Origin of the sequence: Paenibacillus lentus (assembly GCF_042714055.1) — a bacterium.
Lineage (GTDB): Bacteria > Bacillota > Bacilli > Paenibacillales > Paenibacillaceae > Fontibacillus > Fontibacillus lentus_A.
On the sequence record NZ_JBHGVC010000001.1, the window covers coordinates 244,675 to 256,350 of the forward strand.

The 11,676-nt window shown below is 45.0% G+C and carries 13 protein-coding genes and 2 pseudogenes; 11 read left to right on the forward strand and 4 right to left on the reverse strand.

Going from position 1 to position 11,676, the window contains the following annotated elements:
* Positions 1–28: 28 nt before the first annotated feature.
* Entirely contained in the window at positions 29–208 is a 180-nt protein-coding gene (locus ACE3MQ_RS01035; protein ID WP_194543134.1) for an H-type small acid-soluble spore protein, read from the reverse strand.
* Positions 209–219: 11 nt separating this feature from the next.
* Complete coding sequence (locus ACE3MQ_RS01040) at positions 220–390, reverse strand: hypothetical protein (RefSeq protein ID WP_379389705.1); 171 nt, start codon at positions 388–390, stop codon at positions 220–222.
* A gap of 359 nt (positions 391–749) precedes the next feature.
* On the opposite strand from ACE3MQ_RS01040, the gene ACE3MQ_RS01045 reads away from it, so the two are divergent.
* From ACE3MQ_RS01045 to ACE3MQ_RS01075, 7 genes are all read left to right on the forward strand, one after another.
* On the forward strand, positions 750–2,024 hold the full coding sequence (locus ACE3MQ_RS01045; protein ID WP_379389707.1) for an MFS transporter: 1,275 nt from the start codon (positions 750–752) through the stop codon (positions 2,022–2,024).
* Positions 2,025–2,157: 133 nt separating this feature from the next.
* Positions 2,158–2,952 (forward strand): DUF2935 domain-containing protein, encoded by a 795-nt coding sequence (locus ACE3MQ_RS01050; RefSeq protein ID WP_379389709.1) that lies wholly within the window; start codon positions 2,158–2,160, stop codon positions 2,950–2,952.
* 448 nt (positions 2,953–3,400) lie between these two features.
* A complete protein-coding gene (locus tag ACE3MQ_RS01055) occupies positions 3,401–4,462 on the forward strand; it encodes a suppressor of fused domain protein (RefSeq protein ID WP_379389711.1) in 1,062 nt (353 codons plus the stop codon).
* Between the two features lie 81 nt (positions 4,463–4,543).
* Entirely contained in the window at positions 4,544–4,696 is a 153-nt protein-coding gene (locus ACE3MQ_RS01060; protein WP_379389713.1) for a hypothetical protein, read from the forward strand.
* Positions 4,697–4,902: 206 nt separating this feature from the next.
* The gene (locus tag ACE3MQ_RS01065; RefSeq protein ID WP_379389716.1) at positions 4,903–5,427 is read left to right on the forward strand and encodes an RNA polymerase sigma factor; all 525 of its coding nucleotides are present in this window, start codon (positions 4,903–4,905) and stop codon (positions 5,425–5,427) included.
* On the forward strand, positions 5,424–6,599 hold the full coding sequence (locus tag ACE3MQ_RS01070) for a hypothetical protein (RefSeq protein ID WP_379389718.1): 1,176 nt from the start codon (positions 5,424–5,426) through the stop codon (positions 6,597–6,599). Before ACE3MQ_RS01065 ends, ACE3MQ_RS01070 begins: the two co-directional genes overlap by 4 nt.
* Positions 6,600–6,957: 358 nt before the next feature.
* The gene (locus ACE3MQ_RS01075) at positions 6,958–7,800 is read left to right on the forward strand and encodes an SPL family radical SAM protein (protein ID WP_379389720.1); all 843 of its coding nucleotides are present in this window, start codon (positions 6,958–6,960) and stop codon (positions 7,798–7,800) included.
* A 272-nt stretch (positions 7,801–8,072) separates the two neighbouring features.
* On the opposite strand, the gene ACE3MQ_RS01080 is transcribed toward ACE3MQ_RS01075, so the two are convergent.
* Positions 8,073–8,819 carry an EcsC family protein gene (locus ACE3MQ_RS01080; protein WP_379389722.1) on the reverse strand — a complete coding sequence of 249 codons (747 nt, stop codon included), beginning with the start codon at positions 8,817–8,819 and terminating at the stop codon, positions 8,073–8,075.
* A 139-nt stretch (positions 8,820–8,958) separates the two neighbouring features.
* A complete protein-coding gene (locus ACE3MQ_RS01085) occupies positions 8,959–9,921 on the reverse strand; it encodes a helix-turn-helix transcriptional regulator (RefSeq protein ID WP_379389724.1) in 963 nt (320 codons plus the stop codon).
* A 111-nt stretch (positions 9,922–10,032) separates the two neighbouring features.
* Between ACE3MQ_RS01085 and ACE3MQ_RS01090 the strand changes: the two genes are divergently transcribed.
* The 4 genes and pseudogenes from ACE3MQ_RS01090 to ACE3MQ_RS01105 all read left to right on the forward strand — a co-directional run.
* Complete coding sequence (locus ACE3MQ_RS01090) at positions 10,033–10,512, forward strand: GyrI-like domain-containing protein (RefSeq protein ID WP_379389726.1); 480 nt, start codon at positions 10,033–10,035, stop codon at positions 10,510–10,512.
* An 88-nt stretch (positions 10,513–10,600) separates the two neighbouring features.
* Positions 10,601–11,065, forward strand: coding sequence for a phage tail protein (locus ACE3MQ_RS01095; RefSeq protein WP_379389728.1), 465 nt, complete (start codon positions 10,601–10,603; stop codon positions 11,063–11,065).
* 41 nt (positions 11,066–11,106) lie between these two features.
* Positions 11,107–11,274, forward strand: a pseudogene (locus ACE3MQ_RS01100) (PEP/pyruvate-binding domain-containing protein); the annotation flags it as partial.
* Between the two features lie 40 nt (positions 11,275–11,314).
* Positions 11,315–11,539 (forward strand): annotated as a pseudogene (locus ACE3MQ_RS01105) (PEP-utilizing enzyme); the annotation flags it as partial.
* Positions 11,540–11,676: the final 137 nt, after the last annotated feature.

The window sequence follows — 11,676 nt, forward strand, 5'->3', positions numbered from 1 at the left end:
AACAATGGAGGGCTCAGCTATATTCTGCCTAAGGATGCTCGGTGAGACTGGACAAAGGAACGGTCATTTCCTGCTCCGAGTTTCCGATTGGATAGACCCGAGCGGTTTCATCCTCATTGACATGCTGGATAAAGATAGGGGTATCCTGATACGTTACGTTTTTCATAATGGCTGATTTCGAAATTTCAATCGCTCTTTGTTTGTTCATGAGAATTCTCCTTATTTCGAAAGGTCATTCGATGGATCAATCTGACGGTGAGTGGTTTTTTTTATTTCTCGGTCTAGCTTTGATTGTCCTTTAATTTCTGCGGCAGCCTCCATTTGATTATTCAGCTGTTTTTCTACTTGTCCGATTCCATGCGCTTCTTGTTGTTGTTTACTCTTAGCCAAAACGATCCCTCCATGTTGTGTCTTTATATTCTTTGCGTGATTAGAATGCACCAAGCAGTACGAACTTATGCAAAAGCTTGTGTTGTTCCGCGAAGCGCAGTTAATCATACAACACTAAAGTATAGTGCGCATTATGGCTCTTTGAAGGCACACTCGTTCGTTTCCGTCGTTGGCCAATTGCAGGCATTTTAAATCAGATTTACGAGCAGTTACTGAAACTGTTTGTAAAATAGATCCGTATTTGTTAATTTTACTATGTTAACCAACTGTAGAATTACTTTTTATGACATTGTGAACATTGTTATATAGAAGGTTGTGTTATTGAAGTCAGGGAGATCAAACACGAAAGGGTTGGCATGATGTCACAAACCGAAGATTACAAGAAAAATCGTTGGATAAGAAGCATCATTCTCTTTTTAAGCAGCCAGACGCTATCGCTGTTTGGTTCTGCCTTGGTACAATATGCCATTATGTGGCATATTACGCTGACTACCCAGTCAGGCATTATGATGACGCTGTATATTATTTGCGGTTTCATTCCGACATTTTTACTATCACCGTTTGCGGGCGTTTGGGCGGATCGCTTCAACCGGAAAAGGCTCATTATGATTTCAGATGCAATGATCGCAGTCGTTACGCTATTACTGGCCATTACGTTTTTACTCGGCTACCAAGCGATATGGCTGCTGTTTATCATCGCTGCCGTCCGTGCACTCGGGGCAGGCGTTCAGACTCCAGCGGTCGGGGCGATATTGCCTCAAATCGTACCGCAAGAAAAGCTGACAAAAGTAAACGGCATCAACGGAAGCCTACAAGCGCTCATCATGTTCATTGCGCCTATTGTCAGCGCGGCTTTGCTTACAATGGCAACGATCGAAATGATTTTTTTCATCGACGTCATTACAGCGGCGATCGCGATCTTGACTTTGTTGTTCTTTCTCAAAATCCCGCTGCACAAGAAGGCATCTGACGCGCAAATGACAGGCTACCTGGACGACTTCAAACAGGGCCTGGTGTATATTAGACACCACGCCTTTTTAAAATCATTTTTTATCTTTTTCGCCTTTTTCTTCGTACTCATGGCACCTGCCGCCTTTTTGACTCCGTTGCAGGTCACGCGCAGTTTCGGGGACGATGTATGGCGTTTGACAGCAATCGAAATTGCTTTTTCCGTTGGCATGATGGCAGGAGGGGGGATTATCGCATCATGGGGCGGCTTCAAAAATAAAGTGTACACGATGGCTATAGCCAGCTTCATTATGGCCGTGTCCACAATCGCGCTCGGCATTGTACCTGTCTTCTGGATTTACTTAACCATTATGGCTGTGTTTGGAGTTGCGATGCCCATATTTAATACGCCGACTACCGTTTTGCTTCAGGAGAAGGTGGATGAAAATTATTTAGGACGTATATTCGGTGTCTTTGGGATGATTTCGACTTCCATGATGCCAATTGGGATGTTGATATTCGGACCGCTTGCTGATGTGGCCAAAATCGAATGGCTGCTGATCGGAACCGGATTGCTTATGCTAGTACTGACTGTTTTTTTCACTCGCAATAAGCGATTGGTCGAAGCAGGCATGCCGCTGCTGAAAGAGGACTCACCAGATCATCCAGAATTAGGAGGTTTATAGCATTATTAAGTGGGACACTCGATTATAATTACATCAAAAAGCAATAATGCCTGATTGGGACAGCTTGTGATGGGTCTACTCGAGCTTCGGCAGCATATATTTCTGGATAATAAAGGCTGAGGAGGCAAGGTTGATGAGTGACGCATTGTATGAACACCGGTTTTGGCTGCAGATTCTTGGCGATCATTGCCGGTTTATTTTAACCGCCCTGTCACCCAAGGAAAAAGCGGATATCGCGACTGCTGAACGCTTGATAGCCTGTTTTGATATGCTGCTCGGTGAGGCGAGGCGACCAGATGCATCGACGTTCATCGCAAAACTGACGCATGATGCCAGTCATGCTGTGCATGAGCTGCGAGAATTTAAGCTGAGTTTGCTGGAACGGCAGCTTACCGGGAAAATTGAATTGTTGTTGACGCCTTCCTTTATCAACCACATGGTCAATGAATTGGAGGAGTATCAGCGAGTTTTGCAGGCGCTTAACGAAGGCCGGGGAGTTCCTCTGTTTCATCCCCTGCATTACGACATGGTCTGGCTGCAGGACGCCATTGGCCACGCAGCAAGTCTGGCAGCCGATTTGGATTTTGTGGAGAAACCATTAATTGCTAAAAGCAAGGCCTTTAAAAAGGATTTTGAAGGCTTTTATCTGAAGGCCGTGGAAATGACCGGATATTTGCGGACCCATTTAAAGAATTTTCCCGCCCTTCGCAAATTTCATGCGGATATCGACCTGGAAATGAGGGTGTTTATGCATTTTCTGTCGGAGCTCGAGGAGTTTGGATTACGTGGAGAGGTGCTGGATCGGATTAATCCTCTGATGCCGGATCATATGTATCGTGAAGAATGCTACTATCTGTCTAAGTTGGCCGCTTTAGGGGAAATACAGAGGCCAAACTGCGATCCGGCAAAGCCCAGAGTCACGGGGTGAAGCGAGGATTTTATGTAGACCATCGTGATGGAATGTGGAAGGACTGAAAATTGGATGAAAGTTGCTTACGTGAAAAGAGTGCTGTCCGAGATAGGTCAGTGCTCTTTTTGTTTTCACGACCCCCTAAAGGGAATAAGACTTTATACTAAAATCATCCGCTGTTCAGACGTACATATCATCTCCTCCTTTTTTTGATTACTTTGTACCTACCGCTTCCTTGCTTTTCCAGTGTATTATGAAAAGATAGTCGAAATGAAGCGAAGTTTAGGGAAATAAGTCGCATTGTGGAGAAATGAAGCTGTCATGAAATGCTTTTTGTTTTCGCCAGAATGGCCTGCCACGTTCTACATAACCTTTCTAAGATAGCGAAAAACCGGAGATGATTGCCGAAATGAAAGCTGTCCTGACTAGGGCTTAAATGACAAGAATATGAGTTGGAGGGAGTAAGATGAACGAAGAAGCAGTCACAACCGGTTGGGATGCAATTGAAGAGCAAATGAAGAAGCTGTATGGGGCCCAGGAACCCAAGCATTACGGTACGGTCATTCCTTATATGCTGGGAGGCAAGGATCCACTGGACGGCCTAAGCGCCTATAAAGCGGAGAAGCCGTTCCCTCATTGGCATATCGTGACGTTCGGATTTTCCGAGCTTTATGAGAAAGAGTCGGAAGATGCCGATTATAGCGGCTATGGATTTGAACTTACTTTTCGGGTGGCGCGCGGGGAAAACGAGGAGGAGCCCCCGATGTGGGCGCTAAACCTGCTTCAAAATATGGGACGGTATGTATTCAACAGCGGAAATATTTTCGCTTCGGGCGATTATATGGATGCCAATGGCCCGATCTGCCTGGGGGCTGATACACAGCTGACCGCGCTCGCCTTTATGGAGGATCCCGAGCTTCCTCCCATGCATACGCCTCATGGGCGAGTTGAATTTCTGCAGATGATCGGGATCACAGAGGATGAGCTGGAGGCGATGAAGACGTGGAGCACGCTGGGCGTATTGGAAGCTAGTCAGGCGGCGCTGCCGGGGTATATCACCGATTTATCCCGGGATTCCCTCCTGCAGATTCCTGCTGTGGCAGAAGCCATTCAAAGGGGCATAGAGCGGGACGGTTCGAATACCGGATTTTTATTTGTCGATCAATTGGCTTGGGAACTCGGAAAGAACCGTCTGTTCAGCAAGACGCCGGCTGTGCTTGCCTTAGGGGCGAAGCAGGCGGGAACGATCGGCAAGCTGCTCCGCGGCCGCCTTCTGAAAGGGAAAGATTTGAATTTGGCATGTCAGGGCTTGAGTGTGGTGCTGAAGCCTGGAACGGAAACCGGCTACGAAGCGGAAGAGAACGAAGTTCGGCTTAAACTGGATGAAGCAGCTATTAACGAGATTTCGCAAAAACTGCAGCCGAAGGAAGAGGAAATCCGGCTGACTTCATATAAAGGCTTGATTATTCGAGTCGTCAGAACCGATATCAAGGATCAGGACGGCAACGTGGTATCCACCATCGGGTAAGCGAAAGCGGAGCAAGCATTGGTATCGCCTTGCTTCCCCGTTTGCTCAAGGAATCTCAAGAGCCCCGGGGGCCGGCAGCTTATGCTCTTCGAAGTGAAGCTCACTGAGGGGACGGAGCGGCTTCGCAAGGTCAATAGTCTTTTTGTTTCGAAGGGGCTCCCGGTGAAAGCTGGCGTGGTTATACCGGTCACGATTAGAAAATTACTTGAAGGAGAAGGAGATCCGGCTGCATAAAGGTAAGCAGGGGGCGGCCAAAGTGCCCTCGTTCAATTCTAAAACGGTTTATCCATCTGACTTCTAAAAACTACGGATCAGCAATTCCGTGGTTTTTTTATTATCTGAAATAAGGAAGCCAATAAACATTCGTCTAATTAAAAATGAACCGATTGCCGAGTTATGACAATATATAATTGAATGGCCATTCAGAAAGGAGCAGCTAATTGGGTATCGAGGAGTTAGGTGATCTTATACAACAGCACGGCAAGGTTCTTTACGGATTCTGTTACAAGCTTACGGGAAACAAGACGGATACCGATGATCTTTATCAGGAAACCTTCCTTAAAGCACTAGAGCTGTCCCACAAAATTGACAGGAGCCAAAATCCCAAAGCATTTCTCATAGGCATAGCGATCCGTCTTCGGAAGAACCAGCGCCGAAAACTCGCTTGGAGGCAGCGGATTGCTCCTACGGCGGAATTGAACGGGGCTGTGGAAACTCATTGCCAAGCTGTGGGAGAAGCAACACCGGAGGAAACCGTACTGTCCCGTGAACGTCGTATCCTGATCCGGAACGCTGTAGACAAACTGAGTGATAAGCTGCGAACACCGCTTTATATGTACTACACGGCGGAAATGTCCTTGGATGAAATCGCCTCGGTATTAAAAATTCCGCCGGGAACGGTTAAAAGCAGGCTGCATCAGGCGCGAAAATCAATAAAAAAATTATTGGAGGTCGATTCTCCGTGAACCAAACCGAGAATGGTGAGCGTCTGCTTAAAGAAGCATTAGCTTCGACTGCGGAGCCCGAAGAGCATTTGAATCAAGTCATTATTGATCGATATAAGGAGAGAACTGCGATGAAGCGAATAAACCGAAAAAGAGTGTCCATCGGCGTAATGGCCGCAGTCTTCACACTCTTGATGTCCGTTACGGCTTTTGCGGCTGTACAGTTTTTCAGTCCTAAGCAAGTGGCAGAGCATTTGGGTGAAAATATTTTGGCCAAGGCGTTTGAAAGCGGCGATGCGATTGAAATCAACGAATCGGCTGCTTCCGGGGGGTATTATTTTACCTTGTACGGAATCGTATCCGGTGCGGGATTGAAAGAGCTTAGCGGTCCGGAACAAAATGTTTATCCCGATAGAAGCTATGCTGTCGTATCCGTAGCCAGACAGGACGGTGCTCCGATGCCGGCAACAAGTGATCCGGATTATGGCAAGGAATCATTTTTCATCTCGCCGCTTATTAAAGGTCTCAAGCCATGGCAGATCAACATCGCAACGATGAACGGGGGATACGGCGAGGTCGTGCTTGACGGAATCATGTACCGATTAATTGAATGCGACGGGATAGAGATGTTTGCGGACAGAGGCGTATATATGGCGATTAGCAGCGGCTCACCTTTCTATGATAACCAGGCGTTTACGTATAACGAAAGCACCGGTGAGATCAGCCCGAACAAGGATTATGATGGAGCTGCTGTTCTGTTTGATCTTCCTTTAGATAAGACCAAAGCGGATCCGCTTAAAGGTGAAGAATATCTGCGGCAATTACCGATGGAACCGTCCTCCACGGCGGAGGAGATCCCGGTGAATCCGAGCGGTTCGGAAGACCGAGCAGTCTCCGACGCTAATCAGGAATCAGACATGATCCGCGAAATTGAGGCGTTGAAAGCCAAAATTCCGGGCGGTACAGTCATCCCGGAATCCGTTCAAGAAGTGACCTATGAGAGCAATGGAAACATCCATTATGAGTATGACGGCTGGAGTGTGTCAATCTCTCCAGATGAATTGTTTACGGAAGGCCAGACGGGGAATTCGGATGCCGTTCAATTTAGCGGGGACGGTACAACCAATTGGGCGCTGCAGTTTTCCAGAGATGTAGAGGGCGTTATTTCCGGCAAAGTCATTATCCTTGAATAGACTATATAATCGATAAGAGTATATTTTTCTATACTCCTTCACGCGAGTGAAGGAGTATTTGCCGTGTCGGAAATAAATCTGCTCGCCATAGAATGGGAGAATCATCCGATCGTCAAAATTGAGGGCTCTAACCATCTAAAATTAATCTTTGGCAGGGACTACGTGGAGCGATATGCTTGCCAAAGTTCTTCGAAATTTAAAACAAAGGTAGGAGTAATGTTATAATCATGGCTAGCGGGTTCGATTGTATCGCTATCATTTTAAGAAGATCATCTGTGATGTCCTTCAGCGATAGGGATTACGAGGAATATCTACATGTTTTTTTACAAATTTAGCCTACAGAGAGATGGAGAATCAAATGGGCATTGAAATTAAAGATATACTTTCAAAGAAAATTCTAAGCGAAGCGACAGGATATCTGGATATAGGATTTACCCATTCATTGAATCCATACAGCGGCTGCGCATTTTCTTGCAAGTATTGTTACGTAAGAGAAATGCCAATTCAAAAATTCAAAGAGATTCCTTGGGGAGAATGGGTGGACATTAAAACAAATGCAGCTGAAAACTACCAAAGTGAAATCATTAAGCTGCGTCAAAAAAACAAAACGGTGAATATCTTTATGTCCTCTGCAACTGACCCTTATCAACCGATCGAACGGAAGGCAAATATAACACGTAGCTTATTGGAGGCCATGATTAGTAATCCGCCGGATCTGCTGCAAATCCAGACACGCAGTCCGCTCATTACTAGGGATCTGGATCTGTTAGTCGCTCTAAAAGAGAGCTGTGAAGTCTTAGTATCCATGACCATCGAAACAGACCGTGAGGATATGAAGCAAATATTTGCTCCTTATGCTCCCGGAATTCAATTACGAATAAAAGCTTTAAAAGAACTACATGAGGCCGGGTTAGCGACACAGGCCGCCGTTTCACCTGTATTGCCGTTTACCTCTGATTTTCCTAGTTTGCTGGAAGGAATCGTGGATCGTATTTGGATCGATACGATGAATATCGGGGATGGCTCGATGGGTAAACGTTCAAAGCGGCTTGGAATGCCTCAATTGTTTGAAGCACATGGGCTATCGGAATGGTTTCAAAGAGATATCCATATTCGAGTCGAGAAATACTTTAAGAAATATTTTCCCCAAGAGATGATACATGTTTCAAAAAATGAAGCTTTTCCTAATACGAATTCATAAGGAGGTTATATTGTAACTGATTCGAGATCTAGAAGAAGAATTTGTACATTAATGGTGCTAAATCTGAAAAAATGGGCAATGATTAGATACAATTTATAATGTTAACATTGTTACGTTAACGGGGCTACGATAGCTCGATAAACGACAATAGAGGCTGCCGGCATATCCTATCGGATCTGGCAGCCTTTGTAATTAGTGAACGGGCAGGTGTGATTTTATCACCGAAAAATGAAGGTTACCATGTTTCTTGGATGCTTATAGCGAAGAGAGAGCTACCCCAAAACCGCGAAATCATCGTGCAATCTGCGCAGACGGTAAGCGTTCATAGCAAATTCGCGCAGCTCCTCAAGAATGGTGTAATTCGCCCATGCGCCTGCGAAAGCGCCAATCCCAGGCACCATCTGCAGCATTTTCCGGAAGTCAATGGCGTCGCGATACTCGATCTGAAATGTCTCCCAGTCCATATCCCGTGAGTATTCGGCGTCGGATTGCCATTGTTCCTTTTCAATATGCCAACGCTTGATGGAATCCAACAACTTTGCACGGTTTTCAGATCCCGAAAACGTCATTTGAAATACCTTGAGAATGAATACCCGCTCGGAGAAGTGTTTGGTATCATAACCGTAAACATGCGCCAGCTCGAACAAAAATTTCATCTTGATCGCAATTAAAGCTGGAAAGTCTACCATGCTAAGCATAATGCCGCCAGCTCCCGTTCCAGCGCCTTCGGCAACCGCGATTTTTTGGTACAGGGCAAACAACTCATTCGCTTCTTGATCAGCAGACTCCAGTTCCAGAGTACGCTGCACGGGACGGCTAGGTGTATATTCCGCACCGAACAGTGCCGTGCGCACGATCGATCGTATGGTGGTCGTAATGATGCTGTGCACCTTCGGGGGAATCAAATGATTAATTCGATTGCCGATTGTTTTCGATGTTTTTTCCAGCCATCCAGGCGGTTTGAACATTTTTTGTTCCCATTTGGCAACTTCCCTCTGTACTTTATGTTCGTAATTCATGATCAATCGCTCCTCCAAAAGACTTGGCAATATTATAACGAATATCCCCGTGAGCCGGAACAGACCGTAGCAGGTAGTGAACCTCGACTAAAGTCCAGCATCGCATCTAATTATAATCACGATATGCCACTGGCACTGCTTATGGGCAGTATAAGCTTAATCTCTCTTGTAAGCCTTCTAAGACTTCTTCTGGTATTTCCCTGACCTTGATATCTCCACCTAGGAAAAGCAGCCAATTGGTTATTTCGGTTAATTCCTCTGAATGATGAACATTGATAAAAGTCTTTAAGGTGGCCGTGGTTTGGTACGGATTCGTATAGGAGATCGAAATCTTTAAAGGATGGTATTTTTTGAACTGGGCAATCGCCTTTGGACCAAGATCAAGGACAAGGTTGATGACTTCTTCCTGCTTACTTAGGCTTTCTAGAATCTTCTTCCTACTTCCTCTTTTTTTCGCAGGGTATGGTTCTACATTGGTGAGACTGTCGACAGGAATAATCCGTCTCTTTTCTTTCTCTAAGTCAAAGCCTTCAATTTGCCATAGACTTTTTTCATGATAAAGATGCAGGAGATAAATGGGACAAGATTTTATTGCGTTCTCTTCTTTGATGGAAACCAATAAATAGCTGTCCAACAGAAGGATTTGGATAAGTTTTTCTAACATGGGGTGGGGCAGGTCTGACAGATCAAGCAGGTCTGGATTATGGGGGTTGGTTCCCTCAAAAAGCAATATTTGATTTAAAAGAACAAGGTCATCTTGCTGGTTTTCGGAGATGAAACCCAGTAATTTTTCAGCTAAAGACTGACGACTTTTGAGATAAGGGAGCTGTTGATTTCTTGTGGCCATAAAGGCAATAAATAAAGCTTTAATTTCATTATCGGTAAAGCGGACAGTGGGCAGGACAGAGTTGTTCATGACAAAATACCCCCCATCCCTTCCAACTTCAGCGACAAGCGGCATCCCCATCGCTTCGATTTCTCGGATATCTCGAATGGCTGTCGAACGAGAGATGTTAAATTCCCGCATGATTTCAGAAATGGTAAAGTGAGCGCGGTTGTTGATATACCGCATAATGATATTTATCCGTTCAACTTTTTTCATCGGGCCCCCCGAAACAGTATCATTTTTTGACATGATTTAAGGTTATTATAAACCCATCAAGTGAATAGACAAAACCATTTGATAATTTTTAAAAAAAGGAAGGTTTTGAATATGGCAAATTATATCCTTGAGGAAAAAGACAGCTTTATCGTTTTAGGTATCGGAATTGAGCTTCAGAGCGATTACACAGACTATGCCGGCATAAATAAGGAAAAAGCAGACTTTTGGGAGGCAGTGAAACAAGATGGAAGGCTTGACACTTTAAAAGCCATAGCCGCAAATGACTACATTTTTGCCGTAAACGAAGCGGTAAATAACAAGATGATGCATTATGCTGGCGTCATGACAGAGGCATCGGTACCAGAAGCAACCAGAGTGATTCAATTTCCTAAAGGGGAATACCTGATTGTAAAAGGGGAAGGGAAGACGTCTGGGGAGTTGAGTAATATGCTTACTGGTATTGCCTTTGGACAAGTCTTGCCGGAAGCACAGAATTTTGCCTATGTTGGCGGGCCAAATGCAACGGTTGAGATGGGGCAGCGAAACGGCTTCGTATTTGGTGAAATGTGGATTCCCGTTGTAAGGAAATAAAGAGATCAGTCCCAATGCTTCCGCTGCGAGTTTTACTCGAAGCAGGTTCTAAGAAGTAACGCTCACAAAACTTTTAGGAGAGATGAACATGTCCTATATCGTTGACTTTAAAAACGTATCGACGCTTGGTTTAGAGTCTTCACCCGTAGCAGAAGCGCTTGCTGGTTTACGAGCGAATGAAGCCCGTTACTTTATGAACAAATATAAGCATGAATTTACGGTTGTACCTGCCAGCGAAAGCCAGGAGATCCTTGATTATGTGAACCGAATTTTGAAAGAAGAACGTGATATTGAGTTTGCGGCCAAACCATTAGAAACGTCGCGTTTCCAAGTGGAAAATATCAAATGGACTTTCGTCTTTTATGAGGATGGTCTTGCGCTCAATGTCCTGTATACGATTGATGCCCCTAAGAAGCGGGCCGTTGGTTTTAAGCTTTCTGAGGGGATGGAAGTCCCCAAGGAGTTAGAAGGGAAGTTTAAGTTTGCCAGGCAGAAGTCTAAATTAGCTGGCACCATTCGAGGATCGTTTTTTGTAATTAAAGGTGAGTATTAAGTCGCTGTTAGACAAATCAGACTTCTGTCCAGGCGGCGTTATTACAGCTGGCACGCATTGGAAGACAGATCGAAGCTTATTTTGGCCAGCCACAAGATATGGGGTGGTGTTTGATTAACGATACATTCCATATTGTCCAGAGCCGGCCCATTAAATCGATGCCTATCTGGACAAATACGGCATGGTTCATCGCTATTTCGCGCTTATAAGCAGGCTTTACTAAAAGAGGGCGAACGACTCGTTCAAGCTGGGGTTATATTAGTTACCGCCTTTACAGATCCAAGCTGGACACCATTGTTTGTATCCATAAAAGGCCTAGTCACCGAAGTTGGTGGGCTGATGACCCATGGAGCAGTAATCGCACGTGAATATGGCTTACCAGCAGTTGTTGGTATGGAGAGCGCTACTAAACGGATAGAAGACGGGCAACGAATTCGCGTAAATGGAACAGAAGGGTATATTGAAATATTGTAATGGATTAAAGGTTCAGCACCCCTTGGTTTAACCGATGAATTCTAGGGGGTGCACTTCACGACCGCAAGCCGGTTTTTTTATGCTTTTCCTAAAAAAACCTCAGTTCATTCTAAAAAAAGAGCATGTTGTGAAAAAAA

Coding starts and splice junctions, on each gene's coding strand:
- ACE3MQ_RS01045 (WP_379389707.1), top strand. CDS start 750: ATGTCACAAACCGAAGATTACAAGAAAAATCGTTGGATAAGAAGCATC.
- ACE3MQ_RS01095 (WP_379389728.1), top strand. CDS start 10,601: ATGTCCTATATCGTTGACTTTAAAAACGTATCGACGCTTGGTTTAGAG.
- ACE3MQ_RS01075 (WP_379389720.1), top strand. CDS start 6,958: ATGGGCATTGAAATTAAAGATATACTTTCAAAGAAAATTCTAAGCGAA.
- ACE3MQ_RS01080 (WP_379389722.1), bottom strand. CDS start 8,819: ATGAATTACGAACATAAAGTACAGAGGGAAGTTGCCAAATGGGAACAA.
- ACE3MQ_RS01060 (WP_379389713.1), top strand. CDS start 4,544: ATGCTCTTCGAAGTGAAGCTCACTGAGGGGACGGAGCGGCTTCGCAAG.
- ACE3MQ_RS01050 (WP_379389709.1), top strand. CDS start 2,158: ATGAGTGACGCATTGTATGAACACCGGTTTTGGCTGCAGATTCTTGGC.
- ACE3MQ_RS01090 (WP_379389726.1), top strand. CDS start 10,033: ATGGCAAATTATATCCTTGAGGAAAAAGACAGCTTTATCGTTTTAGGT.
- ACE3MQ_RS01055 (WP_379389711.1), top strand. CDS start 3,401: ATGAACGAAGAAGCAGTCACAACCGGTTGGGATGCAATTGAAGAGCAA.
- ACE3MQ_RS01035 (WP_194543134.1), bottom strand. CDS start 208: ATGAACAAACAAAGAGCGATTGAAATTTCGAAATCAGCCATTATGAAA.
- ACE3MQ_RS01085 (WP_379389724.1), bottom strand. CDS start 9,921: ATGAAAAAAGTTGAACGGATAAATATCATTATGCGGTATATCAACAAC.